At 74.7% G+C, this 26,687-nt stretch carries 25 protein-coding genes; 15 read left to right on the top strand and 10 right to left on the bottom strand.

The features are described from left to right. Window positions 1–14: 14 nt before the first annotated feature. Window positions 15–491, bottom strand: coding sequence for a hypothetical protein (locus IE98_RS0115880; RefSeq protein WP_030269374.1), 477 nt, complete (start codon window positions 489–491; stop codon window positions 15–17). A gap of 288 nt (window positions 492–779) precedes the next feature. Then, entirely contained in the window at window positions 780–965 is a 186-nt protein-coding gene (locus tag IE98_RS0115875) for a YegP family protein (RefSeq protein ID WP_030269373.1), read from the bottom strand. A gap of 367 nt (window positions 966–1,332) precedes the next feature. On the opposite strand from IE98_RS0115875, the gene IE98_RS0115870 reads away from it, so the two are divergent. The 6 genes from IE98_RS0115870 to IE98_RS0115845 all read left to right on the top strand — a co-directional run bounded on the left by IE98_RS0115870 (window position 1,333) and on the right by IE98_RS0115845 (window position 7,979). After that, a complete protein-coding gene (locus IE98_RS0115870) occupies window positions 1,333–1,653 on the top strand; it encodes a hypothetical protein (RefSeq protein ID WP_030269371.1) in 321 nt (106 codons plus the stop codon). Window positions 1,654–1,836: 183 nt separating this feature from the next. Next, a complete protein-coding gene (locus IE98_RS44625) occupies window positions 1,837–3,402 on the top strand; it encodes a serine/threonine-protein kinase (protein WP_159400928.1) in 1,566 nt (521 codons plus the stop codon). A gap of 112 nt (window positions 3,403–3,514) precedes the next feature. Continuing rightward, window positions 3,515–5,164 carry a PucR family transcriptional regulator gene (locus tag IE98_RS0115860; RefSeq protein WP_030269366.1) on the top strand — a complete coding sequence of 550 codons (1,650 nt, stop codon included), beginning with the start codon at window positions 3,515–3,517 and terminating at the stop codon, window positions 5,162–5,164. Between the two features lie 320 nt (window positions 5,165–5,484). Next, window positions 5,485–6,870 carry a diaminopimelate decarboxylase gene (locus IE98_RS0115855; protein ID WP_078661046.1) on the top strand — a complete coding sequence of 462 codons (1,386 nt, stop codon included), beginning with the start codon at window positions 5,485–5,487 and terminating at the stop codon, window positions 6,868–6,870. Between the two features lie 90 nt (window positions 6,871–6,960). After that, window positions 6,961–7,188 (top strand): hypothetical protein, encoded by a 228-nt coding sequence (locus IE98_RS49090; protein ID WP_159400927.1) that lies wholly within the window; start codon window positions 6,961–6,963, stop codon window positions 7,186–7,188. A gap of 83 nt (window positions 7,189–7,271) precedes the next feature. After that, a complete protein-coding gene (locus IE98_RS0115845) occupies window positions 7,272–7,979 on the top strand; it encodes a VOC family protein (RefSeq protein ID WP_030269363.1) in 708 nt (235 codons plus the stop codon). Between the two features lie 70 nt (window positions 7,980–8,049). Here the strand turns inward: IE98_RS0115845 and IE98_RS0115840 are convergent, their stop codons facing one another. Together IE98_RS0115840 and ligD are read right to left on the bottom strand one after the other, a co-directional pair. Continuing rightward, entirely contained in the window at window positions 8,050–10,230 is a 2,181-nt protein-coding gene (locus IE98_RS0115840) for a M4 family metallopeptidase (RefSeq protein ID WP_030269361.1), read from the bottom strand. A 249-nt stretch (window positions 10,231–10,479) separates the two neighbouring features. Then, entirely contained in the window at window positions 10,480–11,421 is a 942-nt protein-coding gene (gene ligD / locus IE98_RS0115835) for a non-homologous end-joining DNA ligase (protein WP_234443552.1), read from the bottom strand. Window positions 11,422–11,537: 116 nt separating this feature from the next. Between ligD and IE98_RS0115830 the strand changes: the two genes are divergently transcribed. Further along, the gene (locus IE98_RS0115830; protein ID WP_030269357.1) at window positions 11,538–11,882 is read left to right on the top strand and encodes a hypothetical protein; all 345 of its coding nucleotides are present in this window, start codon (window positions 11,538–11,540) and stop codon (window positions 11,880–11,882) included. Window positions 11,883–11,949: 67 nt separating this feature from the next. On the opposite strand, the gene IE98_RS0115825 is transcribed toward IE98_RS0115830, so the two are convergent. The 3 genes from IE98_RS0115825 to IE98_RS0115815 all read right to left on the bottom strand — a co-directional run bounded on the left by IE98_RS0115825 (window position 11,950) and on the right by IE98_RS0115815 (window position 15,957). Beyond that, window positions 11,950–13,353, bottom strand: a complete 1,404-nt coding sequence (locus IE98_RS0115825; protein ID WP_030269356.1) for an NADP-dependent succinic semialdehyde dehydrogenase — start codon at window positions 13,351–13,353, stop codon at window positions 11,950–11,952. Window positions 13,354–13,495: 142 nt separating this feature from the next. After that, a complete protein-coding gene (gene sph, locus IE98_RS0115820) occupies window positions 13,496–14,503 on the bottom strand; it encodes a sphingomyelin phosphodiesterase (RefSeq protein WP_030269354.1) in 1,008 nt (335 codons plus the stop codon). 212 nt (window positions 14,504–14,715) lie between these two features. Next, complete coding sequence (locus IE98_RS0115815; protein ID WP_030269353.1) at window positions 14,716–15,957, bottom strand: glycerophosphodiester phosphodiesterase; 1,242 nt, start codon at window positions 15,955–15,957, stop codon at window positions 14,716–14,718. A gap of 244 nt (window positions 15,958–16,201) precedes the next feature. Here IE98_RS0115815 and IE98_RS0115810 point away from each other — a divergent pair, with 244 nt between their 5' ends. The 8 genes from IE98_RS0115810 (at window position 16,202) to sigJ (ending at window position 22,968) form a co-directional block, all read left to right on the top strand. Further along, on the top strand, window positions 16,202–17,167 hold the full coding sequence (locus tag IE98_RS0115810; protein ID WP_030269351.1) for an endonuclease/exonuclease/phosphatase family protein: 966 nt from the start codon (window positions 16,202–16,204) through the stop codon (window positions 17,165–17,167). Between the two features lie 312 nt (window positions 17,168–17,479). Further along, the gene (locus IE98_RS0115805; RefSeq protein ID WP_030269349.1) at window positions 17,480–17,782 is read left to right on the top strand and encodes an urease subunit gamma; all 303 of its coding nucleotides are present in this window, start codon (window positions 17,480–17,482) and stop codon (window positions 17,780–17,782) included. A gap of 14 nt (window positions 17,783–17,796) precedes the next feature. Further along, window positions 17,797–18,108, top strand: a complete 312-nt coding sequence (locus IE98_RS0115800) for an urease subunit beta (RefSeq protein ID WP_030269348.1) — start codon at window positions 17,797–17,799, stop codon at window positions 18,106–18,108. Continuing rightward, entirely contained in the window at window positions 18,101–19,852 is a 1,752-nt protein-coding gene (locus tag IE98_RS0115795) for an urease subunit alpha (RefSeq protein WP_052390564.1), read from the top strand. The genes IE98_RS0115800 and IE98_RS0115795 overlap by 8 nt, the downstream gene beginning before the upstream one ends. A 10-nt stretch (window positions 19,853–19,862) precedes the next feature. Continuing rightward, a complete protein-coding gene (locus IE98_RS0115790; RefSeq protein WP_030269344.1) occupies window positions 19,863–20,519 on the top strand; it encodes an urease accessory protein UreF in 657 nt (218 codons plus the stop codon). Next, the gene (gene ureG / locus IE98_RS0115785; protein WP_030269342.1) at window positions 20,509–21,186 is read left to right on the top strand and encodes an urease accessory protein UreG; all 678 of its coding nucleotides are present in this window, start codon (window positions 20,509–20,511) and stop codon (window positions 21,184–21,186) included. The genes IE98_RS0115790 and ureG overlap by 11 nt, the downstream gene beginning before the upstream one ends. Continuing rightward, a complete protein-coding gene (locus IE98_RS0115780) occupies window positions 21,183–22,064 on the top strand; it encodes an urease accessory protein UreD (RefSeq protein WP_063748931.1) in 882 nt (293 codons plus the stop codon). Before ureG ends, IE98_RS0115780 begins: the two co-directional genes overlap by 4 nt. A gap of 25 nt (window positions 22,065–22,089) precedes the next feature. Further along, window positions 22,090–22,968 carry an RNA polymerase sigma factor SigJ gene (gene sigJ / locus IE98_RS0115775; RefSeq protein WP_030269338.1) on the top strand — a complete coding sequence of 293 codons (879 nt, stop codon included), beginning with the start codon at window positions 22,090–22,092 and terminating at the stop codon, window positions 22,966–22,968. 88 nt (window positions 22,969–23,056) lie between these two features. Here sigJ and IE98_RS0115770 read toward each other — a convergent pair whose 3' ends face one another. The 3 genes from IE98_RS0115770 to IE98_RS0115760 form a co-directional block, all read right to left on the bottom strand. Further along, a complete protein-coding gene (locus IE98_RS0115770; protein ID WP_420706190.1) occupies window positions 23,057–24,040 on the bottom strand; it encodes a cytochrome c oxidase assembly protein in 984 nt (327 codons plus the stop codon). A 148-nt stretch (window positions 24,041–24,188) separates the two neighbouring features. Further along, window positions 24,189–25,196 carry a 2-hydroxyacid dehydrogenase gene (locus tag IE98_RS0115765; protein WP_030269334.1) on the bottom strand — a complete coding sequence of 336 codons (1,008 nt, stop codon included), beginning with the start codon at window positions 25,194–25,196 and terminating at the stop codon, window positions 24,189–24,191. A gap of 128 nt (window positions 25,197–25,324) precedes the next feature. Beyond that, window positions 25,325–26,671, bottom strand: coding sequence for an MFS transporter (locus tag IE98_RS0115760; protein WP_030269333.1), 1,347 nt, complete (start codon window positions 26,669–26,671; stop codon window positions 25,325–25,327). Between the last annotated feature and the right edge of the window lie 16 nt (window positions 26,672–26,687).

Raw genomic sequence — 26,687 nt, 5'->3', positions numbered from 1 at the left:
CCGCGCCGCACGGGTCAGGTGCACCAGAACAGGAACGGCGTGCAGGACTTCGACGGGTTCGGCGAGGGGCTGCGGCTGGGCCGCACGGTCGCCGTCGCCGTCGGCCGGGCGGTGGTCGGCGCGGCGGTGGCCGTCGGCGCGGTCGCGGAGGCGGCCGAGGCACTCGGCTTCGCGCTCCCGGACTTCGAAGCCTTCGCCGAGACCTGCTTGGTGGGTGAGGCCGAGGTGGTGGCCGGTTCGACGGTGGGCGTGTCGCTCGCCGCCGGCCGGGCGTCGTCCACCGGCGCGGTGATCGGGCGGGCGGCGCCACTGCCGTCCGGTGCCGCCAGGGCCAGCACGCCGGCGCCGCCGAGGGCGAGGCCGGCCGCCGTCAGGATGACCGCCCGGCGCCGCTTCGGTCCGGCCGCCCGGCGGGCGCGCCGGCGGTGCGGCTCGCCGCCCTGGGCGGGGCGTGCCGTGCCGCGGGCGGGCAGCACGGCCGTCGTGTCCACCGGGGCGGGGCCACCGGCCGCCCCGCAGCCGGGGCAGGACAGTGCGCCGTTGAGATGGCGTCGGCAGGGTGCGCAGTAGTCCATGGGATCTGCCGGGGTCGGTTCTCGCGCGGCAGGGGCGCGGCCTTGCGAAACGGACCCTACGCACGGCACCCGAACGGCGGACAGGTGTCACGTGTGAGGCTTTCGGGGAGATCCGATGCGGTCCGGCAAAGGACGGCACGCACGCGAACGGGCCGGCCGCCCCGACGGGGCGGCCGGCCCGTTCGCTGTCCTGCCGGTCGGCGGCTACGAGCCGGCGGCCTCCAGCACCTGGGCGTACGGCGCCAGCTTGCGCAGCGACTCGATGCTCTTCAGGCACTGCTCCCGCGACTCCTCCGGGTCGCCGGTGACGACGACCGAGCCGTTGCTGGCCTTCAGGCGGAAGCGGTGGTTGCCCGACTCGTCGACGTACAGCTCGAACTTGCCTGCCATGTCAGTGTTCACCTCTCGACGGGGGATCCCCCTCACCGGGCACCGTAGGAACGAACCCCGTGCGCCGCATGCCGACTGAGGCGTTCGGGTGGGCGCGCCGGTGCGTCGACGGCCTGCGGGTGCCGGTCGGCGTCCTGCCGCGGGCGTGGCCGACCGGCCGTTCCGGTCGGTGCGCCGTCGTGTCGCGGTGCCGCGAGGGGCTGCGGGTGGCGTCCGGGGCGGGTGGTGCGGCGTGCGGGGTCAAGGGCTGGTACCGGCGGGCCGGTTGTGGCTCCGGCGCGGGTCCGGTGAAGCCGTCCGCGCATCGCGCGGGCCGGGCTCGGACAACAGGGGCGGGCGCCCTGGACGCAAGCCGTAGGGTGGCCGTGTGACGGATGAGCTGTTGTTCGAAACGGCGCAGGCGGGCTGCCCTCGGTGCGAGGAGACGACCGGGATCACCGTTTTCCGCGAGCGGTACCGCCCCGTGGTCCGGGGCCAGGGTGCCGTGCGGTTCCTGGCGGCGGCGGTGCTGTTCGTCCTGGCGGCCGAACTGCTGCTCGGCGGGCATTCCGCGGGCGTGGTGCCGGCCGCCGTCGGCGTGCTGTTCGCCGCGTCGTGCGCGCGGGCCGTGCTGCTGGCCCGCTCCGGCGGCCCGGTGGACGCCGTGCACTGCCACCAGTGCTCCGCCCGGTCCAGGAGGACGTCGTGAGCCTGGCGTCGGCCCGGGTCCCCGCCGGCTGCGACGGTTGACGAACCCGGGGCGGACCTGACGGCGCGTCCTGCGTGAGCGTCGACAACCGTGCTCCGGGAGCCGTGCGGTGACTGCTCGTCAGGACAGCCGGTTTGTGCCGTTTCGACATCCGTCGTGTCGGGGCTGCGGCATAGTGTCCCCGTGGCCTCGGAGGACGGACGAACCATCGGTGGCAGGTACCGGCTGGACGCAGCTGTCGGGCGCGGCGGAATGGGCCGGGTCTGGCGAGGGTACGACAGCACGCTCGACCGGACGGTCGCGGTCAAGGAGGTCGTGCTGCCCGACGGTCTCGACGACGGGGACCGGCGCGAGCTGATGGCGCGCACCCTGCGCGAGGCCAGGGCGGCGGCACGGCTGCAGCACCCCGGGATCGTCACGGTGCACGACGTGGTCGAGGACGGCGGCGTGCCGTGGATCGTCATGGAGTACGTCGACGGCCGGTCGCTGCAGCAGCAGTTGAAGGCCGAGGGCGGCGTGTCCTGGCGGGAGGCGGCGCGGATCGGCGCTGCGGTCGCGGACGCCCTGGCGCACGCGCACGCCGCCGGCGTCGTGCACCGCGACCTCAAGCCGGACAACGTGCTGCTCGCCGGCAAGCGCGTCGTCCTCACCGACTTCGGGATCGCCCGGATCCTCGACGCCGCCACGCACCTGACCCGCACCGGGACGGTCATCGGCACCCCGCACTACATGGCCCCGGAGCAGTTGGAGGGCCGGCAGGTCGGCCCCCCGGCCGACCTCTGGGCGCTCGGCGCCACGCTCTACACCGCGGTCGCGGGCCGGCCCCCGTTCGACGGGCCGACCCTCACCTCGGTCTACGCGGCGATCCTCACCAGGCCGCTGCCCGCGGTGCCCGGGGCCGGGCCCCTGGAGTCCGAACTCGCGGCCCTGGTCGACAAGGACCCGGAGGCCCGGCCGTCCGCGGAGACGACCGCCCGGACGCTCCAGGAACTGCTGTCGAGGGCCTCGGACAGGCCCGCCCCGGAGCCGCAGGCCGCCGCCCGGGTCCGGCGCGGCCGGCAGGACGCGGGCCCGGCCGTGCTCACCCACCCGCCGACCGAGCTCGACCGTCCGGCGGGCGCCGAGCGGCCGCCTGCTGCGCCGGGCCGGGTGTCGGCAGCGGCGGGCCGACCGGGGGCCGCACAGCTGCCGTGGGTGGCCCGGGTCCTGGCCTGGCCCGTGTGGCTGCTCGTCGCCGGCGTCCTGATGACCTTCTCGACCGGCCGCCCCCCGAGCCTCTCCACCCTCTCGCTGCCCCTGGTCGGTGCGGCGACCGGTGCCGGTGTCCTGCTGGCCCGGGGCCGCCGTGTCGCGGCCGTCCTGGCGGCGGCGGTGCTGTGCCTGCTCGCCGGAGCCGTGCTGGACGCCGTCGAGCTGCTCGCCGTGACCGGCGTGCCCGCCAACCTGCGCATGCTGCTGCTGAGCGCGGGCACCGCCGTCGCCTGCGGCGAGCTCCGGCGGGTCCGGGAGCCGGGCCAACTCCTGCGCCCCGGGCCGCTGCTGCGCACCCCCGCGGGGCCGCCGGCCGTCCGGGCCCTCGTCCTGGGGCTGGTGGCGGCCCTCGCGGGGTGTGTCTATCTCGGCCTCTACGTGCCGCCCGGCGATGTGCTGCTGCGGTGGGCCGCCATCGCCGTGATGGTCGTGGCCACCCTCAAACTGCGTGGCGGGCGTGCCCGGCGTGCCCGGCCGCTCGCCACCGCGGCCGACTGAAGGGACCCGCGCGGCCGGTCCGCGCGACACCGGGCTGCGGCGAACCGAGGTCCGCGCAGCTCGAACTGACGCACCATCGAGCAACGCACGTGCCAAGGGGAGGGGGCTGCCCGTGTCGGACGCGGAGCAGTGGGGCCGGCCGGAGCCGGAACAGACGCTGGAGGGGCTGCTGGCGCTGGTGGGGGAGCGGTTCGTGGAACTGTGCGCTGCGCCGCTGGGGGTCGGCGCCGCCGTCGGCCGGGTGGTCGTGCTCGACCCGCTGGAGCAGCGGGAGGCGCCGGGCGACCTGCTCGTCGCGGTCGGCGTCGATCCGAACTCCGAGGAGGCCGTCGCCGTGGTGCGGCGGTCCGGGAACGCCGGGGCGGCCGGTGTCGTCCTGCGTCCGGCGGGAACGGCGATCCGGACGGAGGCGCTGCGCGAGGCCGCGGCCGAGGCCGGGACGGCCGTGCTCTTCCGCGGCTGGTGGACGGACTGGCCGACCGTCATCGGCATGCTGCACGCCGGACTGTCGGTGGCGAAGGAGCCCGCCGTCGCGGGTGTCCCGCTCGGCGACCTGGACGAGCTGGCCCGGGCGGTCGCCCTCCAGGTCCGCGGATCCGTGACCATCGAGGACCTGGACTCCAACGTCCTCGCGCACTCGCCGACCGGCCGGGGCACCGACGAGGTCCGTGTCCGGACCATCCTCGGCGGTCGGCCGCCGCAGGGACGGCGCCACGACATGGAGAAGGCCGGCTTCTTCCGCCAGCTCTGGAAGTCCACCGACGTGCTGTACCGCGAGACGGACGGCGAGACGCCCGAGCGGCTCATCGTGCTCGTCCGCGCCGGGGACGTGCCGCTGGGGTCGATCTGGGTGGCGGCCGACGGCGAGCCGCTCGACGTGCCCGCGGCCACCCGGGCCCTGCGCGCGGCGGCGCGGGTGGCCGCGGCCCACCTGCTGCACGACCGCGCCCGCCGCGACGGCCGGGACCAGCAACTCGTCGAGGCGGCCCGGGCCCTGCTCGACGGCCGGAGCTCCGCCGCCCTGCTGGCCGAGCGGACCGGGCTGCCGCTCGCGGAGCCCTGCGCGGTGCTGTCCGTCCGCGCCGGGACGGGCGACCGCGGGACGGCCGGCGGCGGTGCCGCCGTCCGCACCCGGCTCTCCCAACTGGTCTACCGGTACTGCACCGTGCGCGACCACGCGCCCGTGGTCGTGCCTTCGGAGCGGGGCGTGCTGGTGCTGCTCGGCGGGCTCGACGCGGACCCGGACAAGGCGCAGGCCCGGGTCGTCCGGCTGAGCCGCTCGCTGGCCCAACCCCTCGCGGAAGAGGTGAAGTTGCCGGTGCGGATCGGCATCGGCGAAGTCCGGGAGCGGCTCGACCTGGCGGCCGACTCCCGCCGGACGGCCGAACTCGCCCTGAGCGGACTGCTGTTCGGCCATGCGCCGCTCGACTGCGCCCGGGTCGGCGACGTGGCCGACGCGGTCGCACTGGCCCACTACCTGGACGCGCTCCGCGGCGAACGGCCGCCCGTCACCACGCCGGTGGACCGGCTGGTCGAGAAGGGCGACACCGCCCTCCTGGACACCCTGCGCGCCTACCTCGACCACGCGCGCGAGAAGGCCAGGGCCGCGGACGCGCTGGGCGTCCCCCGGACGACCTTCGCCCACCGCCTCGACCAGACCGTGGTCAAGGCCAGCGGCATCGACCTGGACGACCCCGACGCCCGGCTGCTCGCCCAGCTCCAACTGCGGCTGCTGCGCCGCAGCACCGAGGACGGGGCCTGACGCCGTCGCCCCGCACGACGGACGGCTCCCTTCGCCGCCCGCGACGAAGGGAGCCCCTCCGGTCCGTCGCCCGGCACCACCCGGGCCGGCCAGGGGCGGTACCGCGGCGGACAGGACGGCGACGGCGGCCGGGAACCGCCGCGGTGCACCACCGCGGGGCGGCCGGCGCTCCGGAGCGGCCGTCGGCGCGGCCGGGCCGCCGCAAAGCCGGACGGCGGGACGAAGACCCGGGGGGTACCTGACGGGCAGTCTGATCGCACGGCCGCCGGAGCACGCACCCCGGGGTCGTGCATCCACGACGACCGAGCGGAGCGCCACCCATGACCGACCCCCAGCCGGCCGCCCAGCCCGACCCCGCCCTGCCTGCCCCCGCCCCGGCCGACCCCTTCCGGCCCGACCCCGCCCTGTACGGTCCCGAGCGGCGCGAGCGGATCCTGCGGGCGGCCGTCCGCGACGGGCTCCTCGACCCCGAGGACGCGCTGCTCGCCGGGTTCGTCGACCTCGACGCCGTCGCGGCGACCGTCGACTCGCTGCACCGGGCCTTCGAGGACGCGGGCGAGGTGCTGCACACCTTCGCGGCCAAGGCCAACAGCCTCGTACCGGTGCTGCGCCACCTGCGCGACCTCGGCATGGGCTGCGAGGTGGCCAGCCCCGGCGAGTTCGCCCAGGCGCTCGCCGCCGGCTTCGCCCCCGAGCGGATCGTCTACGACTCCCCGGCGAAGACCCGGGCCGAACTGCGGCTCGCCCTGGAGCTGGGCGTCGCCGTCAACATCGACAACTGGCAGGAGCTGGCCCGGGTCGACGAGATCCTCGCCGAACGCGGGGCCGCGGGGACGCGCTCCAGGATCGGCATCCGGGTCAACCCGCAGGTCGGCGGCGGCTCCATCGGAGCGATGAGCACCGCCACCGCCCACTCGAAGTTCGGCATCACCCTCGCCGACGCGGGCAACGCGGACCGGCTCCTCGCGGCGTTCCGGGACCGGCCCTGGCTGACCTGGCTGCACTGCCACGTCGGCTCCCAGGGCTGCCCGTTGGACCTGATGGCGGAGGGCGTCGCCGCGGCCGTCGGCTTCGCCCGGAAGACCAACAGCGAACTCGGCCGCCGCCAGGTGGTCGGCCTGGACATCGGCGGCGGTCTCCCCGTCAACTTCGACGGCGACGAGGTGAGCCCGGGCTACCCCGACTACGTCGGGCGGCTGAAGGACCGCGCCCCGGCCCTGTTCACCGGGGAGTTCCGGGTGGTGACCGAGTTCGGCCGCTCGCTGCTGGCCAAGTCCGGCTTCACCGCCGCCTACGTCGAGTACACCAAGACCTCCGGCGGGCGCCCCGTCGCCCTCACCTTCGCCGGTGTGCAGGTGGCCGCCCGGACGGTCTTCGCCCCCGACTCCTGGCCGCTGCGGATCAGCGCGCACGACGGCACCGGCGCCGCCAAGCACGGCGAACCGGTCGAGCAGGACGTCGCCGGACCGGCCTGCTTCGCCGGCGACCTGGTCGCGAAGGCCCGACCGCTGCCGCTGCTCGAACCCGGCGACATCGTCGTGCTGCTGGACACCGGCGCGTACTACACCTCGACCCCGTTCGGCTACAACAGCCTGCTCGAACCGGCCGTCCACGGTGCCACCGTGGCGGCGGACGGCACCGTGCGGTTCTCCGTGCTGCGCCGGCCGCAGACCGTCGAGGACCTGCTCGCCCGGACCGGCGGTTGAGAGCCGCCGCACTCCGCCCGGCCGGGCTGTCGCCGCGGTCGGCCGGCCCTGTCCGTTCCGCATCCCGCACCATCGAGATCCGAGGCCGTCATGACCCGTTCGCGTCGCCGTCACGTCCCGCCGTCCGCACCGACACCGCCGCGCCGCAGGTTCCGGCCGACCGACCAGGTGGTGGTGGTCGCCGTCCTGGTCCTCGCCTCGGCCCTCGCCGTGGCCGGTGTCCCGACCACCACCGTGCTGCAACTGCTCGCGGGGGCCGGGGGAGTGGCGGTCGGGCTGATGCAGCACCGGCCGAAACCGCGGCGGGCCCGTGGCTGAAGCCCTGCCGGGCGACCCCGTGCACTCCTCCGCGCCCCCGCCGGGGCGTCCCGGTCGGGGGCTCCGGCCGGGAGGATGCCGGGATGGAGCAGTCGATGGGTGCGCAGGAGGTCTCGGACGCGGTCGGGGGCGGGGGTTGGCGCCTGCTGCTCGGCACGTTGCAGCGGTTCGTTCCGGTCGCGTCGGCGGCCCGGGCGGTGGAGGCGGTCGCGGTCGCCGTGGCGGTCTGCGGCGAGGAGGCCGACCGGCGGTTGCGGGCGGACCTGCGGCCGGGGGTGGTGGTGCTCGCGCTGGTGCCGCCCGAAGGGGCCGCGGTGGGGGCCGGGGAGGTGGAACTGGCCCGGCGGATCTCGGCCGCCCTGTGCGGCCCGGGGGCCGACACCGGGTGGGGGGAGCAGCGGCCGGGGGAGCCCAGGTCCGTGCAGCTCCTGGAGATCGCGGTCGACGTGCTGGACGCCGCCGCGGTACGGCCGTTCTGGAAGGCGGTGCTGGGCCATGTCGGGGTGCCGGGCGCCGACGGTCCGGAGGATCCGCTGGTGGATCCGCTCGGACAGGGCCCGGCGGTCTGGTTCCAGCGGATGGACGCGCCGCGGGTGCAGCGCAACCGGCTCCACCTCGACGTCACCGTGCCGCACGACGAGGCGTTGCGGCGGGTCGGGGCGGCGGTGGCCGCCGGCGGCCGGGTGGTCTCCGCGGCGCGCGCGCCCGCGTGGTGGGTGCTGGCGGATCCGGAGGGCAACGAGGTGTGCGTGAGCACCTGGCAGGGCCGGGAGGAGGAGCCGCAGCAGTGAGGTGCTGCGGTGGACCCGGGCGGGACGTCGTGGGTCGACCGCCCGGGTCCACCGGTCCGGGGGGCCGGGGTCAGCCGGCGGTCACCGAGGTGTCGTCGATCAGGAAGCTGGTCTGGAGGGAGGAGTCCTCCGTGCCGGTGAACTTGATCGTGACGGTCTTGCCCTTGAAGGCCGACAGGTCGAGCGTGCGCTGCACGTAGCCCGAGGTGGCGTCGGCGTTCGAGTAGGTGGCCAGGGTGGTCGTCGTGGTGCCGCTGACGACCTGGACCTTCAGGGTGTCGTACGCCGTGCTGCCGGTCTCCGCGGTGGTGATGCGGTTCCAGAAGGTCAGCTTGGGCGCGGTGGCGGTCGCCGGGACGCTCACCGACTGCGAGAGCGTGTCGGTGTGCGCCGAGCCGTAGCCGTCCAGCCAGGCGTAGTACGCACCGGTGCGGGGGGCCGCGCCCGCGTCGTTGGTGATGACGCCGGAGGTGCCCGTCCACGAGGTCGCGCCGGACTCGAAGCCCGGGTTGAGCAGCAGGTTGTCGCCGGTGGGCGGCGGGGTGGTGCCGCCGCAGGTGGTGGCGGTCGGCGCGACGGAGACCGCGCTCCAGGCCTTCTCGACCGCGGCGCACTGGGTGCTGCCGGCACCGTACAGGTCCTTGGCGGCCTTGACGGTGGCGGTGCGGGCGCCCGGGTAGTCGGTGTTGGAGGTCATGTAGACCGACAGCGCGCGGTACCAGATCTTGGTGGAGGCGTCGTTGCCGATGCCGGCGACCGTGGAGCCGTCGCAGGTCGGGCTGTTGCCCCACTGGGACTGGCCGGAGCCGACGGCGAGCAGGTAGAAGAAGTGGTTGCCGACGCCGGACGAGTAGTGCGGGTTGAGGTTCTTGGTGGTGCTGGACCAGCACTTGACGGACTTGCCGTCCTTGCTCGGGTCGTCCATCCAGCGCAGCGGGGTGCCGTTGCCGTTGATGTCGATCTTCTCGCCGATGAGGTAGTCCGGCGTGTCGGCCGGGCTGTTGGCGTTGAACTCGACCATCGTGCCCATGATGTCCGAGGTGGCCTCGTTGAGGCCGCCCGCGTCGCCGCTGTAGATCAGGCCGGCGGTGGCGGCGGTGACGCCGTGGCTCATCTCGTGGCCGGCGACGTCGATCTCGGTGAACGGCTTGGAGCCGACCGCGCCGTCGCCGTAGATCATCGCGAAGCTCGCGTCGTCCCAGCCGGCGTTGTCGTAGTTGGTGCCGTAGTGGACGAAGGAACGGGCGCCCACGCCGTCGTTCTTGATGCCGTTGCGGCCGAGGACGTTCTTGTAGAAGTCCCAGGTGGCCTGGATGCCGTAGTGGGCGTCGACGGCGACCGTGGCACGGTCGGTCAGGGCGTTGTTGCCCCAGACGTTGTCGGCGTCGTTGAAGGCCACGCCCCAGCCGGCCGGCGGGGAGTCGTTGGTGGCGGTCTGGTTCTGCGCGTCGCGGGTTTCGCCGTTGCCGCGGGCGGGGTCCTTGAGGGTGTAGCTGGTCGTGGAGTTCTGCGTGGTGCTGACGCTGACGTTGCCGACCTGGTAGCCCTTGCCGGTGCCGGTGGAGGCCGCGGCGGCCAGGGCGGCGGGTGCGGCGGGGGCCGAGACGGCGGTGGGGGCCGCCTTGCCCTTGGCGCGCTTGGTGCCGTCGGGCAGGAACGCGGAGAAGCCGTCCCAGCTCTCGCCGGTGGCGCCGGTGACGGCGTCGACCAGGACGTGGAGGTGGCTGGGGGCGCGGTCCGCGCCGGTGCCGTTGAGGACGACCTCCCAGACCAGCTTCGGCGAGGCACCGGTGACGTCCACGGTCAGGACGGCGGTGCTGCTGCCGCGGGTGCCGCGGAAGAGCTTCGCGGCCTTGGCGATCGCCTGCTGATCGGTGACGGAGGGGGTCACCGAGAGCGAGAGCGGCGCGGCCTGGGTCAGGCTGGTGGAGTCGAGGGTGCCGTTGGGGGCGGAGTGCACGACCACGTCGCCGCCGCGGACGGGGAGGCCGCGGTAGGTCCGGTTGAAGTGGACGTGGCGGGTGCCGTCCGCGTCGACCTGCACGTTGGTGACCTGGAAACGGTCGTCGGCACCGGCCTTCACCGCGTCGGGGTGGGCGGCGACCTGGGAGCTGGCGTCCTGCACGGCCTTGCTGTGGGAGGCCTGGGGCTGCGGGCCGGGTGCGGCGGCCACGGCGGGGACACCGGCGCCGGCGATGACGAGGGTGCTGACCGCGAGGGTGAGCGAGCTGCTCAGAAGGGGTCTCTTCATGGCGCCGAAGCGTGCTGGCTCATATGAATACCAGTCAACGCATGGCAATTCTGTAAAAATTAACAGACTTCAAGTTGATGGTTGATGTGAACGGCCCGAAGCTGGACGTTTCCTGGGAGGACCCGCTGCGGCCTGGGAATTCTTGACCGCGAACAGTCGTGGGGCCCGGCCGGCCGGGCCGCGACTGTGATCCATCTCACGGCATGCCGGGCGGCCCCCGGTAAGCCCCGAACGTGCTGTTCAGGGCCGTCAGAGCGGGTGCTCGCGGACCACGTCCTCGGGGCGTTTGTCCGTCCGCAGCCCTTCGAAGCGGGGTGCGCGCAGCCGGCCCTCGCGGGTCCACTCGGTGAAGCCGACCCGGGCGACCAGGCGGGGTTCGACCCAGTGCACCCGGCGCTCCGCGGTCGGCGGGTCGGCGAACGGCGGGTCGGGGCGGACGAGGGTGTCGAGCCGGGCCCGCAGCCGGTGCAGCAGGGCGGTGTCGAAGCCGGTGCCGACCTTGCCGGCGTAGCGCAGCGCGCTGCCCTCGTAGTGGCCGACCAGCAGGGCGCCGAACCCGGTGCGGTGGCCCGCCGGTTCGGTGAAGCCGCCGACCACCAGCTCCTGGCCGACGGTGCAGGGCAGTTTCAGCCAGTCCGGGGAGCGGCGCGGCACGTACCGACTGTCGGCGCGCTTGGCGACCAGCCCCTCCCAGCCGCGGGCGCAGGCCTCGGCGAGCGGCACCGGACCGTCCGCCCGGACGTGCTCGGTGAAGTACAGCGGATCGGCGAAGTCCATGGTCTCGCGCAGCAGTTGCTTGCGGTCCAGGAGTGGCAGGCCGGTGGTGTCGTGGCCCATCAGCGCGGTGAGGTCGAACAGGAAGTACGAGACCCGCGCCCCCGCGGCGGCCGCCCGGACGGGGTCGCGCAGCTGCATCCGCCGCTGCAGCCGGGCGAAGCTGGTGCGGCCCTCGCGGTCGAGGGCGACGATCTCGCCGTCCACGGTGAACCGGGGGACGGGCTGCGCGGCCAGCGCCGCCACCAGCTCCGGGTAGCCCTCGGCCATCGGTTTGCCGGTGCGGGAGACCAGCCGGACGGTGTCGCCGTCCCGTTCGGCGATCGCCCGGACGCCGTCCAGCTTGCGTTCCAGCAGCCAGCCGTCGCCGAAGCTGCGGCGGGTGCTCGGCACGGCGAGCATCGGGCGGATCGGCACGTCTGCGCAGGTACCCGGGGGTCGGTCGGGCGGAAACCGTTCCGGCCGTCCTGCCGCCGGGACGGCCCAGTGGGACAGTGGACTGCGGGGGACCGGCAGCTGGAAGGAGCACGCCGATGGACCAGCAACCGATGTCCGGCAGCACGCAGCCCGCAGTCCCCGGGAAGGGCGCGGTGCAGGCGGCGGCGGAGCCGCACTGGCCGATGGAACCGGTCTTCCGGAAGAAGCCGAAGCTGTCGGTGCGGCTGCGCGACATGTTCCTGGGGGTGAGCAGCTCGGCGGTGGTCTTCCTGCTCTCGCTGACCGTCGGCCTGATCATGGTCGAGGTGCAGGTGGACTCGAACTGGATGACCGCCTTCTGCTCACTCGTCTGGGCGATCACCTTCCTCGCACTGATCGGCTGGTTCCTCGGCCACCGCGGTGGTGACCAGGCGCCGGTCGGCCGGGTGCAGATGGCCTGAACCCCCGAGGTGCCACGGGGGCGGGGCACGCAGCGCGCGTGCCCCGCCCCGCCGTGTCCGGGCGGGGTCAGCGGCCGCGCCAGACGGTGGTGATGTTGCAGAACTCGCGGATCCCGTGGCCGGACAGCTCCCGTCCGTAGCCGGAGCGCTTCACGCCGCCGAACGGGAAGGCCGGGTGCGAGGCCGTCATGCCGTTGAAGAACACGCCGCCCGCCTCGATGTCGCGGGCGCAGCGCTCCTGCTCCTCGGGGTCGGTCGTCCACACGTTGGAGCTGAGGCCGAACGGGGTGTCGTTGGCCAGCTCGATCGCCTCGTCCAGGCTCTCCACCCGGTACACGGTGGCGACCGGACCGAAGGCCTCCTCGTGGTGGATGCGCATCTTCGGGGTGATGCCGGTGAGCACGGTCGGCAGGTAGTACCAGCCGCCGTCCAGCTCCTTCGGCAGGCCGTCCGGGCGGGCGCCGCCGCACTCCGCGACGGCCCCGGCGGCCACCGCGTCGTCGACGAGCTCCTCCAGGTCGGTGCGGCCCTGGGCGGTGGCGAGCGGCCCGATCTCGGTCTCCTCGGCCATCGGGTCGCCGACCTTCAGCGCCTTCATCCGGTCGGCGAACGCCCTGGTGAACGCCTCGTACACCTCGGCGTGCACGATGAAGCGCTTCGCGGCGATGCAGGACTGCCCGTTGTTCTGGGTGCGGGCGGTGACCGCCCACTGCACGGCGCCCGCCAGGTCCGCCGAGGGCAGCACCAGGAAGGGGTCGCTGCCGCCGAGTTCCAGCACCGACTTCTTCACCTCGTCGCCGGCGATCGAGGCGACCGAGCGGCCGGCGAGCTCGCTGCCGGTCAGCGTCACCGCGGCGACCCGCGGGTCCCGGACGACGCCCTCAACCGCGGCGGCGCCGATCAGCAGGGTCTGGAAGCAGCCCTGCGGGAAGCCCGCCTCCAGCAGGACCCGCTCCAGCGCCAGCGCCGTCCGCGGCACGTTCGAGGCGTGCTTGAGCAGGCCCACGTTGCCCGCCATCAGCGCCGGCGCGGCGAACCGCACCACCTGCCAGAGCGGGAAGTTCCACGGCATCACGGCCAGCACCACGCCGATCGGCCGGTAGCGCACGTGCACCGAGGCGCCGCCGGAGTCCGCGACGTCGGCCTCGGACGGGTGCTCGTCGGCGAGCAGCTCCGGCGCCCGGTCGGCGTACCAGCGCATCGCCTTCGCGCACTTGGCGACCTCGGCGCGGGCCGCGACGACCGGCTTGCCCATCTCCACCGTCATCGTCCGGGCGATCTCCTCGCGCTCGGCGTCGAGCAGGTCCGCGGCGCGCTTCAGCAGTGCCGCGCGCTCCTCGAAGGAGGTCGTCCGCCAGGACCGGTAGGTCTCGGCGGCGAGGCCGAGCCGCTGTTCGACCGCGGCGGCGTCGTACGGGGTGAAGGTCTCGACGGTCTCCCCGGTGGCCGGGTTGACGGTGGCGATGGGCATGACGGCTCTCTCCTCGGTTCTGGCACACGGGTGCCGGTCGGGCCCCGGTCGGATCCACCCTCCCCCCGATCGGGGCGGGGCGCAGCCGCGGCGGCCCGCCCGCCCGGGCGGGCCGCCGCGGCGTGCTCACCGTGCGGATCGATCAGTGCGCGGCGAGCGGGTAGTGGTCCGACAGGTCGGTGTACGTGTAGCTCTTACCCCAGCTGCTCACCGTCCACGGCGTGCTGTGGAAGCGCACGACCTGGTTGGTGTACTGCTGCGGCCGGGCGTGGTCGGCCCGGTACAGCACGTAGTCCAGGTCCTCCTTGGGCTCGCCCGGGTAGCGGTAGGCGGCGATGGAGTTGTCGACCGTGTCGAAGGAGTACGGCCAGCCGGTGCGCTGCGAGGCCGGGGCCAGGTTGCCGTTGTCGAGCAGGGCCTGGTACTCGGAGCCGTGCGAGTCGACGTTGAGGTCGCCGGCCAGCACGATCGGCTCGTCCGCCGGGATCCGCTTGGCGTCGAGGAAGGCCCGCATTGCGAGCAGCTGCTCGGCGCGGACGGCCGCCGGCTCGCCGCTGGAGCAGCCGGTGTCGGTGGACTGCAGGTGGGTGCCGACCACGTGGGTGCGCAGGCCGTTGACGTTCAGCACGGCGTACACGAAGCCCTTGTTGGACCACCAGTCGGCGCCGCACGCGTCCTTGAAGACGTACTGCTCCTTGCGCAGGATCGGCCACTTGCTGAGCAGCGTCACCCCGCCGTCCTCGGGGGTGGTCGAGCTGTAGCTGCCCGAGGTGGCGTCCCAGCCGCCGGTGGAGCGGCCGACCACCGGCGTGTGGTACGGGTACGCGGCCGAGGCACGGGCGGTCAGCGCGTCGGAGGCGGCGTTGTCGAACGCCTCCTGCAGGACCACCACGTCGTGGCCCCGGAAGAAGTCCGCCGAGGCGATCGCCTGCGCGCGCTGGTCCTGGCCCCAGTTCGGGTAGAGCGACTTGCTCATCAGGAACACGTTGTACGTGAGGACGTCGAGCGCGGGCGCGGTGACCGGCGCGCTCTCGGCCGCGGCGCCGGTGGCGGCCGCCGCGGGGGCGGCGGCGAGCGTGCCGAGCACGGCGGCGGCGACACAGGCCGCGGCGGCCGTTCTGGTGGCGCGGCGGACGGACGACAGGGGCATCGAAGCTCCGTGAGGGTGTGTCGTGAACCCGTCGGGTTGCGGGATGTTGTGCATCCAACTTCGGTGCCCGCACGGCGTGCAAGACATCGGGCGAGCATTCGGTGAACTCGTCCGAAACAGTGCTACCGATCGGTAGTTCGATGGGTCCGGGACGCACGGCGGCCGGGTCGGGTGCGCCCGCACCCGACCCGGCCGCCGCAACCGGCGATTCGTCAGTTCACGCCGCGGGCCGCCCAGAAGTCGCCCCGGGCGAGCACCGAGGTGTCCGTGTTGTCGGTGAAGAAGCCGTCCACACCCAGGTCGTAGAGCCGGCGCGCCCAACCGATCGAGTCGCCGTACGCGTTCGGGTCGGTGCCCCGGCGGAAGTCGACCGGCAGGAAGGAGTTCTCGTTGCGCACCGTCCACGGGTGCAGCACCAGGCCGGCCGCGTGCGCGTCCGCCACCAGCGTGGTCGGCGGCAGCAGCCTGCCCGCGGCGTCCACCGGCGCGATCAGCTGCGTGGTCGGGCCGATGCCGTGCGAGAACGACGCCAGCCAGCGCAGCCCGCCCGGCGTCACCAGGTCCGCGACCGTCCGCCGGTCGCCCGCCAGCACGAAGTCGTACGGCTGCGTGGTCGGACTGCTCAGCAGCTGGATCCGCGGGTTGTCGACCAGCTTCGCCAGCCGCTGCAGGCTGCTCGGCTCGAAGGACTGCAGGATCGCCCGGCCGTTGCGCCCGGCCAGGCCGCAACGGCGCAGCTCGTCCGCCAGCCGCTCCTCCAGCGGCAGGCCGATCGACCGGAAGTAGCTGGGGTGCTTCGTCTCCACGTACAGCCACACCGGGCGCCCCAGCGTGCGGGAGCGCCTGTCCGCGAACTCCACCACCTCGCGGAAGGTCGGCACCGGCCAGCGGCCGTCGTACAGGGTGTTGCGCTGGCGCTGCTGCGGCAGGCGTTCCTTGGCCCGCAGCGTGCGCAGCTCGGCCAGGGTGAAGTCCTCGGTGAACCAGCCGGTCAGCGGGGCGCCGTCGACCGTCTTCGTGGTCTGCCGGCCGGCGAACTCGCGGTGGTCGGCGACGTCCGTCGTCTCCGCGATGTTGTTCTCGTGGCGGACGACCAGGTGGCCGTCCTTCGTCGGGACGAGGTCCTGCTCGATGACGTCCGCGCCGAGCTCCAGCGCCAGCTCGTAGCTGCCGAGGGTGTGCTCCGGCCGGTAGCCGCTCGCACCGCGGTGCGCCACCACCAGCGGGTGCGGCAGCCGGTCCAGGCCGGTGCCCGTCCGGACGGGCGGGCGCGTCCCCGTGGCCCGCTGCGCGTCGGCCCGACCGTTCGCCTGTCCGTTCCCCGTCCCGTCCTCGCCGGCGGCGGACGCGGGGGCCGCTGCCGCCGTCAGTGCGGCCGCACCGAGGTCGGCCGCCCCGGTCGCCCGCAGGAACGTGCGACGTGAGGATCCCCCGCCGATCGGACGCTGCGTCATGTGGCCTCCCTGCCAAGGGTTTCGTCGATGAGCGGCACCCTAGGCGGCAGGTGCGCACCGCGCCGTGAACCGGGGACGAACCACCTGCCAACCGCCGCCGAACGCCCGTCCGTGCGGATCCGCTGCGCCCTTCGGGTGGGGTCCGGTGCGGAACCCGCCCGACCGGGTACGGCGTCCTCGCAGCGGACGGCGACAGGGCCGAGGACGGAGGTACCACGGGGTGGCACGGGGCGACGACACGGCGGTGCAGGAGCGGACGGAACCGGAGACACCGGCCCGGCCGCCCGCACGGCGCCGCGGCCGGGTGACGGCGACCCTCGCGGCACTCACCGCACTCCTGCTGGTCGGCCACCGGCTGGTGCCGAACCGGGGCTGGCACCTCGGCAGCCTGCTGGAGGCCTTCCTGCCCTGGGCCGGCCTGGCGGTGCCGCTGCTGCTGGCCGTCGCACTGCTGCGGCGCTCGCGGCTCGCCCTCGCCGCGGTGCTGCTGCCCGCCGTCGCGTGGGCGGGGCTGTTCGGCGGCCGGTTGCTGCCCGCCGGCGACGGCGGCCGCTACGACCTGACGGTGGTGCAGCACAACGTGGCGGACGAGAACACCGATCCGGCGGGCACCGCCACCCGGCTGGCCGGGACGGGCGCGGACCTGCTGGCCGTCGAGGAGCTCATGGAGCCGGCGGCCGGGGTGTACGAGCGGATCCTCGGCGAGGTCTACCCCTGCCGGGCGCGCTCCGGCACGGTCGGCCTGTGGTCCCGCTACCCGCTGGCCGACGTCCGGCCGGTGGACCTGAAGCCCGCCGAGGTGCACGAGTACTGGAAGCGCGGGGTGCGCGCCACCGCGCGGACGCCGAAGGGCGACCTGGCCGTGTACGTGGCGCACCTGCCCTCGGTGCGGATCTCGCCGACGGCCGGGTTCACCTCGGCGCGGCGGGACGAGAGCGCCCGGCTGCTGGCCGCCGCGATCGACGCCGAGCCGCTGCGGCGGATGGTCGTCATGGGCGACTTCAACAGCACCCTCGACGACCGCGGACTCGCTCCCGTCACCTCCCGGCTGACGCCCGCCCGGGGCGGCTTCGACTTCAGCTGGCCGGCGGGGTTCCCGCTGGCGCGGATCGACCAGGTGCTGGTGCGGGGGGCGACGCCCGTCCGCACCTGGACGCTCGCGCGCACCGGCAGCGACCACCTGCCGGTGGCGGCCCGGATCCGGCTGTGAGGGGTCAGCCGCCTGGGGCGCGGAGGGCGAGCCGTCAGAGGTGCGTGGGGGCACCTCCCGGCCGAAGACTGGGGGAGAGCTGCGCAATGTGGGAGCGGGCCTGTGGACTGATTCGGGGTGGCCCTGGTTCGTACGTGACCCGCTCTCGGACTGCGCAGTTCCCCGCGCCCCTGGCAGTTGGCCCGAGCCCGTAACCCGGGTGGGGGCTGGGCGGTTACGCCTCGGAAAGTAGGGCGTAACCGGTGCACAACAATGGGCGGATCCAATGTCCTCCTCGTCACCGTCCGACCTCCCACCCCGAGGTGCGTACAGATGAAGCTGACCCCCCGTGAGCAGGAGCGCCTGCTCGTCCACGTCGCCGCCGACGTCGCCCGGTTGCGGCGGGCCCGCGGCCTGCGGCTCAACCACCCCGAGGCGGTGGCACTGATCACCTCGCACGTGCTGGAGGGCGCCCGGGACGGCCGCAGCGTCGCCGAACTCATGGAGTCCGGGCGGCAGGTGCTCACCCGCGAGGACGTGATGGAGGGGATCGCCGAGATGATCCCGGACGTCCAGGTGGAGTGCACCTTCCCGGACGGCACCAAGCTCGTCACCGTCCACGGGCCGATCCAGTGAGCGCGCCGGGGCCCGTGACACCGGGCGAAGTCCTGTACGGCGAGGGGGAGATCGGCCTCAACGCCGGTCGTCCGGTCACCCGGCTGACCGCGGTGAACGCCGCGGACCGGCCGATCCAGGTCGGCTCGCACTACCACTTCGCCGAGGCCAATCCGGGACTGGAGTTCGACCGGGCGGCCGCCCGTGGGCAGCGGCTCAACATCCCGGCCGGCACCGCCGTCCGCTTCGAGCCGGGCATCCCGGTGGAGGTCGAACTCGTGCCGATCGGCGGCCGCCGCGAGGTGCACGGCCTGCGCGGCGAGACCGGAGGTGCCCTCGATGACTGACCGCGGCGATGCGTCCGCCCCCGCGCTGCGGCTGAGCCGCGAGCGCTACGCCGACCTGTACGGGCCGACCACCGGCGACCGGATCCGGCTCGCCGACACCGCGCTGCTGATCGAGGTCGAGGAGGACCGCTGCCGCGGCGGCGACGAGGCGGTCTTCGGCGGCGGCAAGGTGATCCGCGAGTCGATGGGGCAGGCCCGGACGAGCCGGGCCGAGGGCGCCCCCGACACCGTGATCACCGGCGCGGTGGTGCTCGACCACTGGGGTGTCGTCAAGGCCGACATCGGCATCCGGGACGGCCGGATCACCGCCCTCGGCAAGGCCGGCAACCCGGAGACCATGGACGGCGTCCACCCCGACCTCGTGATCGGCCCGGAGACCGAGGTGATCGCCGGCAACGGGAAGATCCTCACCGCCGGGGCGATCGACGCCCACGTCCACTTCATCTGCCCGCAGCTCGCCGACGAGGCCCTCGCCTCCGGCATCACCACGCTGATCGGCGGCGGCACCGGCCCGGCCGAGGGCACCAAGGCCACCACCATCACCCCCGGCGGCTGGCACCTCGCCCGGATGTTCGCCGCGATGGACGACCTGCCGCTCAACATCGGCCTGCTCGGCAAGGGCAACACCGTCAACACCACGGCCATGCACGACCAGTTGAGAGCCGGTGCACTCGGCTTCAAGATCCACGAGGACTGGGGCGCCACCCCGGCCGCGATCGACGCCTGCCTGCGGGTCTGCGACGCGACCGGCGCCCAACTCGCCATCCACACCGACACCCTGAACGAGGCCGGGTTCGTCGCCGACACCCTGGCCGCGATCGCCGGACGCGGCATCCACGCCTACCACACCGAGGGCGCCGGCGGCGGCCACGCCCCCGACATCATCACCGTGGTCTCGCAGCCCAACGTGCTGCCCAGCTCCACCAATCCGACCCGCCCGCACACCGTCAACACCGTCGACGAGCACCTCGACATGCTGATGGTCTGCCACCACCTCAGCCCGCACGTCCCCGAGGACCTGGCCTTCGCCGAGTCCCGGATCCGTCCGTCCACCATCGCCGCCGAGGACGTCCTGCACGACCTCGGCGCCGTCTCGATCATCAGCTCCGACTCCCAGGCGATGGGCCGGATCGGCGAGGTCGTGCTGCGCACCTGGCAGACCGCGCACGTCATGAAGGTCCGTCGCGGCGCCCTGCCCGGCGACGGCCGCGCCGACAACCACCGGGCCCGCCGCTACGTCGCCAAGTACACCGTCAACCCGGCCGCCGCCCAGGGCGTCGACCACGAGATCGGCTCCGTCGAACCCGGCAAGCTCGCCGACCTGGTGCTCTGGACCCCGGCCTTCTTCGGCGTCAAACCCGACCTGGTGATCAAGGGCGGCCAGATCGCCTGGGCGCAGATGGGCGACGCCAACGCCTCCATCCCCACCCCGCAACCCGTGCTGCCCCGGCCGCAGTTCGGCGCCACCGGCCGCGCCCCCGCCGCCAACTCCCTCAACTTCACCGCGCAGGCCGCGATCGACGACCGACTGCCCGAGCGCCTCGGTGAACAGCTGGGCGTGCGCAAGCAGTTCACCGCCATCCGGTCCACCCGCGGCGTCACCAAGGACGGCATGGTGAACAACACCGCCCGCCCCGACGTCCGGGTCGACCCCGACACCTTCACCGTCACCATCGACGGCGAGGCCGTCACCCCCGCCCCCGCCACCGAACTCCCGCTCGCCCAGCGGTACTTCCTCTTCTGAGGAGGCCCAGGTGCACGCCGCCCTGCTGCTCCTCGCCGACGGCCGCTTCCCGGCCGGCGGCCACGCCCACTCCGGTGGCGCCGAGGCCGCCGTCCGGGCCGGCCGGATCCACGACGCCGACACCCTCGCCGCCTTCCTCACCGGACGCCTGCACACCACCGGCCTGACCGCCGCCGCCCTCGCCGCGGCGGCCGCCGCCGAGGACGCCGACCCCGCCGCCCTCGACGCCGCCGCCGAGGCCCGCACCCCCTCGCCCGCCCTGCGCGACACCAGCCGCCGCCTCGGCCGCCAACTGCTGCGCGCCGCCCGCGCGGCCTGGCCGCACCTCGCCCTCGACCTGCTGCACGCCGCCCACCCCCGCGGCCCCCACCACCCCGTCGCGCTCGGCACCACCGCCCGCGCCGCCGGGCTCACCCCCGCGGACGCCGCCGCCCTCGCCGCCTACGAGAGCGTCAACGGTCCCGCCACCGCCTGCGTCCGGCTGCTCGGCCTCGACCCCTACGAGGTCGCCGCCGTGCTCGCCCGGCTCGCCCCCGACCTCGACACCGTGGCCGCCCGTGCCGCGGACGCCGCCGCCCGCGGCACCCTGCCCGCCGCCTCCGCCCCGCTGCTCGACGTCCACGCCGAACAGCACCGCTCCTGGAAGGTCCGCCTCTTTGCATCGTGACCACGTCGACCCCCACGACGCCCCCGCCCGCCACACCTGGACCGAGCAGACCGCCACCCGCACCCGCCGCGCCCTGCGGATCGGCCTCGGCGGCCCGGTCGGCTCCGGCAAGACCGCCACCGTCGCCGCACTCTGCCGGGAACTGCGCGACGAGATCTCGCTCGCCGTCGTCACCAACGACATCTACACCACCGAGGACGCCGAGTTCCTCCTGCGCAACGCCGTCCTGCCGCCCGAACGGATCGCCGCCGTCGAGACCGGCTGCTGCCCGCACACCGCGATCCGCGACGACATCTCCGCCAACCTGGAGGCCGTCGAGGAACTGGAGGAGACCGTCGGCCCGCTCGACCTGGTGCTCGTCGAGTCCGGCGGCGACAACCTCACCGCCACCTTCAGCCGCGGCCTGGTCGACCACCAGATCTTCGTCATCGACGTCTCCGGCGGCGACAAGATCCCCCGCAAGGGCGGCCCCGGCGTCTCCACCTCCGACCTGCTCGTCGTCAACAAGACCGACCTCGCCCCGCTGGTCGGTGCCGACCTCGCGGTGATGGCCCGCGACGCCGAGGCCCAGCGCGGCGGCCTGCCCACCGTCTTCACCGCCCTCACCGCCCCGGACGGCGTCGCCCCGGTCGCCGCCTGGGTCCGCGCCCGGCTCGCCGAACGGTGACCGTCACCGGCGCCCGGCACCCGGCCGCCGGGCACACCACCGCCCCGCACCCGGCCGCCGTCGACGCCACCGCCCGGATCACCGCCGCCCCCGACGGCCGCGGCGGCACCGCGCTGCCCGTCCTCGCCGGCGCCGGCCCGCTCGCCCTGCGCCGCACCCGCGGCGCCCCGGGCACCGCCCACGTCTGCGTGATCGGCTCGATGGCCGCCCCGCTCGGCGGCGACCGGCTCGCCCTGCACGCCGAGGTCCGGCCCGGCGCCGCCCTCACCGTCACCAGTGCCGCCGCCACCGTCAGCCTCCCCGGCCGCGGCGGCGCCCCCGCCCGCTACGAGCTGCACCTCACCGTCGGCGAGGACGCCGAACTCGACTGGCGCCCCGAACCCGTCATCGCCGCCGCCGGCAGCCACCTGCTGCTCACCACCGTCGTCCACCTCGCCCCCGGGGCCCGGCTGCGGCTGCGCGAGGAACAGGTGCTCGGCCGGCTGCACGACCACACCCGCGGCGCCCCGCCCGGCCGGATCACCGCCCGGCTCACCGTCCACCTGACCGGCCCCGGCCCGACCGACCGCGTCCTGCTCGACCAGCAGACCGACCTCGGCCCCGGCGCACCCGGCTGGGACGGCCCCGCCGTCCTCGGCCCGCACCGCGCCGTCGGACAGCTGCTCACCGTCGGCCTGCCCGCCCCGGCGCCGCCCCCGGACGGCACCGACGCCGCCCTGCTCACCCTGCCCGGCCCCGCCGACGGCCCGCCCGCGACCCTGCTCACCGCCCTCGCCCCGGACGCCCTCGCGCTGCGCCGGCTGCTCGCACCCGACACCGACCGGAACGGTTCGGGCGGAACCGTCACCTCCGCGGCCGCCCGAACGTCAGAGAGGTGAGAGCACACCGACGAGGAGGGGCCCGATGAACCGGAACGACTGGCTGGCCGAGCGCTTCGAGAGCCACCGCGGCCATCTGCGGTCGGTGGCGTACCGGATGCTGGGTTCGCTCGGCGAGGCCGACGACGCCGTGCAGGAGGCCTGGCTGAAGCTGAGCCGCACCGACGCCGACGAGGTGGAGAACCTCGGCGGCTGGCTCACCACCGTGGTCGGCCGGGTCTGCCTGGACATGCTCCGCACCCGCCGGACCCGCCGCGAGGAGCCGATCGGCGAACGGCTGCCCGACCCGGTGGTGGCGACCGCCGACGGTGCCGACCCCGAGCAGCAGGCGCTGCTCGCCGACTCGGTCGGGCTCGCGCTGCTCGTCGTGCTGGAGCAGCTCGCCCCGGCCGAGCGGCTGGCCTTCGTGCTGCACGACATGTTCGGCCTGCCGTTCGACGAGATCGCGCCGATCGTGGACCGCACCCCGGCCGCGGCCCGGCAGCTGGCCAGCCGCGCCCGGCGCCGCGTCCAGGGCGCCGCGCCGGCACCCGATCCGGACCCGGTGCGCCGCCGCGAGGTGGTGGACGCCTTCCTCGCCGCCTCCCGCGGCGGCGACTTCGAGGCGCTGGTCGCCGTGCTCCACCCGGACGTGGTGCTGCGGGCCGACGACGGCCCGGCCGTACCGCTGATCGTGGTGCGCGGTGCCCGCGAGGTCGCCTCGCAGGCGCTCAGGTTCCGGCACATGGCGCCGTTCTCCCGGCCGGCGCTGGTCAACGGCGGGGCCGGCACGGTCACCGTGGTCGACGGCCGGCCGGTCTCGGTCATGGACTTCGTGGTCGTCGACGGCCTGATCACCGCGATCGACATCCTGGCCGACCCGGAGCGGCTCGCCCGGCTCGACCTGGACCTCCTGGGGGACTGACCCGGCCGGGCACGGCCCCGAACGGCAGCGAGCCCCGCCCGGTGCGGTACCGGGCGGGGCTCGTCGTGTCGGGCGGAGGGCGGCGGGCTCAGCCCGCGTCGGCGGCGCGGCCGCGCCGGTCCAGCGCGGCCAGGTAGGCGTTGTAGGCGGCGAGCTCGGCGTCGCCGTCGCGGTCCGCGGCACGGTCGCGCCGACGGGCCTGCCGCTCCTCGGAGCGCGCCCACTGCAGGGTGAGGGCGATCAGCACGATCGCGGTCGGGATCTCGCCGAACGCCCAGGTGATGCCGCCGGCCAGCTCCTGGTCGTCCAGCAGCTTGGTGCCGGGCGGGGCGGCGGCGTCGGTGAAGGTGGTCACCAGCGGGTGGGTCGCCATCATCACGGCCACGCCGAAGAAGGCGTGGAACGGCATCCCCACGAAGAGCTCCAGGATGCGCATGATGTAGCCCGGCCGGTGCGGGCCCGGGTCCACGCCCATGATCGGCCAGAAGAAGAGCATGCCGACCGCCAGGAAGTGGACCATCATCGCGAGGTGCCCGAGGCGGTACTGCATCAGGTAGTCGAACAGCGGCGAGAAGTACAGCGCGTACAGGCTGGCGACGAACAGCGGGATGGTCGCGCCGGGGTGCGAGACCACCCGGACGTACCGGCTGTGCAGCAGGGCCACCAGCAGCTCGCGCGGGCCGCGGCCGCTGCCCTTGCGGACCGGGCGCAGGGCGCGCAGCGCCAGCGTGATCGGGGCGCCGAGCAGCAGCAGGATGGGGGCGAGCATGGACAGCACCATGTGCTGGATCATGTGGGCGCTGAACAGCACCATGCCGTAGTCGTTCAGCCCGGTGCAGGTCACCAGGACGATCGTGCCGAGGCCCGCCGTCCAGGCGATCATCCGGCCGACCGGCCACTTGTCGCCGCGCCGCCAGAGCCGGATCGCGGCCACCGTGTACAGGCCGAGGGCGAGCACCGCGCCGATCAGGAAGGGCCAGTCCGGCGACCAGCCGAGTGCGGCGGACGGGCTGTACGGGCCGAGCGTGCCCGTTCCGCCGTGGTGGTGCATCCCTGCCATGCCGTCGCCCATCGGCGCGTCCTGCCTTCGCTGGTGCCGACCGGACCCGCCCGCGGGGCCGGTCCGGTTCGTCCGTTTTGCTTCCGGCACAGCCTAGGCGGCGCTTACGAACCGACCGCACCCGCCCCCGGGCCCGGGCGGGCGGCCGGACCGGGCGGGGTCAGCCGGCGTCGGCGCCGGCCGGGACGAGGGTGTTCTCGCCCGTCCGGCCGGCCGCGAAGTCCTCGACGTTGCGGACGGTCGCGGCGATGATCTGGCCGACCGCGGTCCGGGTGAAGTACGCCTGGTGGGAGGTGACCAGCACGTGCGGGAAGGTCATCAGCCGGGCCAGCACGTCGTCGGTCACGCCCTGCACCGACCGGTCGGTGAAGAAGACGCCGGTCTCCTCCTCGTACACGTCGAGTCCGACCCCGGCGAGGCGGCCGGCCCGTAGGGTCTCGACCAGGGCGGCACTGTCGACCAGTCCGCCGCGGCTGGAGTTCACCAGGATCGCGTCGTCCTTCATCCGGGCGAGCGCGGCCGCGTCGATCAGGTGGCGGGTGTCCGGCAGCAGCGGCACGTGCAGACTCACCAGGTCGCTGCGCTCCAGCAGCTCGTCCTTCCCGACGTACTGCAGGCCGAGCTCCCGGCAGGCGGGGTTGGGGGCGACGTCCCAGCCGAGGAGTTCGGTGCCGAAGCCGTGCGCGATCCGGGCGAAGCACTCGCCGATCTTGCCGGTGCCGATCACGCCGACGGTCATCCCGTGGACGTCCCGGCCGAGCAGACCGTCCAGCCTGAAGTCGAACTCCCGGGTGCGGCTCGCCGCGCGCAGCAGGCGCCGGTTCACGGCCAGGGCCAGCGCCCAGGCGTGCTCGGCCACCGCGTGCGGGGAGTAGTGGGAGACCCGGGCGACGGTCAGGCCGAGGTCGCGGGCGGCCACCAGGTCGATGTTGTTGAAGCCGGTGGAGCGCTGGGTGATCAGCTTGGTGCCGCCCGCGGCGAGCCGGGCCAGCACCTCGCCGTCCAGCTCGTCGTTGACGCTGCTGGACACCACGGGGTAGCTGTCGGCGAGCGGTGCGGTGTCCCGGGTGAGGAAGACGTCCATCATGCGCAGCGGGTGCCGGCCGGCGAACGCGGCGTCGAGCAGCGGACGCTCGTCGGTCTGCACGCCGTAGGCGAGGATCTCCATCGGGGTTGCTCCTCCTGCTCACGAGGGCCGCGGCCGGGCGCCCCGGCCGCTCACCCAACCTATGGTGTGCCCGGGACCCCGGCCATGGGCCGATCGTCCCTCGGGGGTGCGCCGAAAGGGACGGCCGGTCAGGTGCGGCGGGTGGCGAGGGTGCCGGTGAGGGCGGTCAGGGCGAAGAGGGTGCCGGCTGCGGCCAGTGCGGCGCCGCCGGAGCCGACCGTGAGGAGGGCGGTCAGCAGGACGGTCGGGCCGAGCTCCATCGCCGTGTTGAGGACGCCGCCGGCCAGGCCGATCTGCTCCTCGGGGACGCCGTCGGTGGCGAGCACCGCCGCTCCGGCGAAGGCGAGCGCCGCACCGAGGGGCAGCAGCACCAGCCCGGGGACGAGCGGCAGGTAGCCGGAGCCCGCGCCGAGGTGGGCGAGGGCGAACAGGCCGGCCGCGCCGGTGGCCAGACCGGTGGTGGTGACGGCCTTCGGCCCGATCCGGCCGACCAGCGGCCCGGCGGCCTGCCCGCCGAGGAGCAGGGCGGCGGCGTAGGGGAGGAAGGCGCCGGAGGTGGCGAGCGGGGTCCAGCCCAGGTCCTGCTGGAGGTGCAGGGTGAGCAGCAGGAAGAGGGTGGCGGTGCCGCCGGCGCTGAGCATGGTGGCGGCGAGGCCGAGCAGGCGGCGTCCGCCGCGCAGGAAGCCGAGCGGCAGCAGCGGCTCGGCGGCACGCCGCTCGCGGAGCACGAAGGCGGCGAGGACCAGCAGGCCGAGGGCGAGCGGCAGCTGCCAGCCGCCGGTCTCGGTCAGGACGAGGCCGTAGCTGACCAGCACGGTGCCGGCGGTGGCGAGGACGGCACCGGGCAGGTCGAGGGCGGGCCGCCGCTCGCGGGCCGGGTCGCGGGGCAGCAGCGCGGGGGCGAGGGCGAGGGCGGCGGCGACGACGATCACCGGGACGGCGAACATCCAGCGCCAGGAGAGCCAGCTGGCGACGGCCCCGGAGGCGAGGTTGCCGGTGGTGGCGCCGAGCACGGAGAGCCCGCCCCAGGTGGCCATCGCCCGGCCGTAGGCCGCCGGGCCGGGCAGCAGGGTCTTGAGGACGGCCATCCCGGCCGGGGCGACCAGGGCCGCGGCCGCGCCCTGGAGGAAGCGGAGCAGCAGCAGGGCCGTGTAGCCGGGGGCGAGCGGGGCGGCGATCGAGGCGAGGCCGAGCACCACCAGGCCGGTGGTGAGCATCCGGCGGCCGCCGTAGCGGTCGGTGAGGCGCCCGCCGAGCAGCAGCAGGGCGGCGAAGGAGAGCCCGTAGGCGGCGTTGAGCAGGACGAGTCGACTGTGGTCGAGGCCGAACTCGCGGCCGATGTCGGGCAGCGGCACGGAGATCGCCATCAGGGTGAAGATCAGCGTCGCCTGGACGGTGCCGAGCAGGGCGAAGCCGGGTGCCGTGCGTGGCGCCGGTGCGCCGGTGGACTGCGGAGTGATGGCCGTGGCAGCCATGGTCTCCCCCTCTTTC

It is taken from the genome of Streptomyces sp. NRRL B-24484 (genome assembly GCF_000717715.1).
Classification (GTDB): domain Bacteria; phylum Actinomycetota; class Actinomycetes; order Streptomycetales; family Streptomycetaceae; genus Kitasatospora.
Note: the sequence above shows the minus strand (reverse complement) of the source record. Positions and strands in the feature narration are given on the sequence as shown.

What these genes read in the sequence shown, in the direction of transcription:
- IE98_RS0115840 (WP_030269361.1), bottom strand. Translation starts at nt 10,230, where the DNA reads ATGAAGAGACCCCTTCTGAGCAGCTCGCTCACCCTCGCGGTCAGCACC.
- IE98_RS0115760 (WP_030269333.1), bottom strand. Translation starts at nt 26,671, where the DNA reads ATGGCTGCCACGGCCATCACTCCGCAGTCCACCGGCGCACCGGCGCCA.
- IE98_RS0115795 (WP_052390564.1), top strand. Translation starts at nt 18,101, where the DNA reads ATGACTGACCGCGGCGATGCGTCCGCCCCCGCGCTGCGGCTGAGCCGC.
- IE98_RS0115825 (WP_030269356.1), bottom strand. Translation starts at nt 13,353, where the DNA reads ATGCCCATCGCCACCGTCAACCCGGCCACCGGGGAGACCGTCGAGACC.
- IE98_RS49090 (WP_159400927.1), top strand. Translation starts at nt 6,961, where the DNA reads ATGACCCGTTCGCGTCGCCGTCACGTCCCGCCGTCCGCACCGACACCG.
- IE98_RS0115875 (WP_030269373.1), bottom strand. Translation starts at nt 965, where the DNA reads ATGGCAGGCAAGTTCGAGCTGTACGTCGACGAGTCGGGCAACCACCGC.
- sph (WP_030269354.1), bottom strand. Translation starts at nt 14,503, where the DNA reads ATGCCCCTGTCGTCCGTCCGCCGCGCCACCAGAACGGCCGCCGCGGCC.
- IE98_RS0115765 (WP_030269334.1), bottom strand. Translation starts at nt 25,196, where the DNA reads ATGGAGATCCTCGCCTACGGCGTGCAGACCGACGAGCGTCCGCTGCTC.
- IE98_RS0115770 (WP_420706190.1), bottom strand. Translation starts at nt 24,040, where the DNA reads ATGGGCGACGGCATGGCAGGGATGCACCACCACGGCGGAACGGGCACG.
- IE98_RS0115815 (WP_030269353.1), bottom strand. Translation starts at nt 15,957, where the DNA reads ATGACGCAGCGTCCGATCGGCGGGGGATCCTCACGTCGCACGTTCCTG.
- sigJ (WP_030269338.1), top strand. Translation starts at nt 22,090, where the DNA reads ATGAACCGGAACGACTGGCTGGCCGAGCGCTTCGAGAGCCACCGCGGC.
- IE98_RS0115855 (WP_078661046.1), top strand. Translation starts at nt 5,485, where the DNA reads ATGACCGACCCCCAGCCGGCCGCCCAGCCCGACCCCGCCCTGCCTGCC.
- IE98_RS0115845 (WP_030269363.1), top strand. Translation starts at nt 7,272, where the DNA reads ATGGAGCAGTCGATGGGTGCGCAGGAGGTCTCGGACGCGGTCGGGGGC.
- IE98_RS0115805 (WP_030269349.1), top strand. Translation starts at nt 17,480, where the DNA reads ATGAAGCTGACCCCCCGTGAGCAGGAGCGCCTGCTCGTCCACGTCGCC.
- IE98_RS0115830 (WP_030269357.1), top strand. Translation starts at nt 11,538, where the DNA reads ATGGACCAGCAACCGATGTCCGGCAGCACGCAGCCCGCAGTCCCCGGG.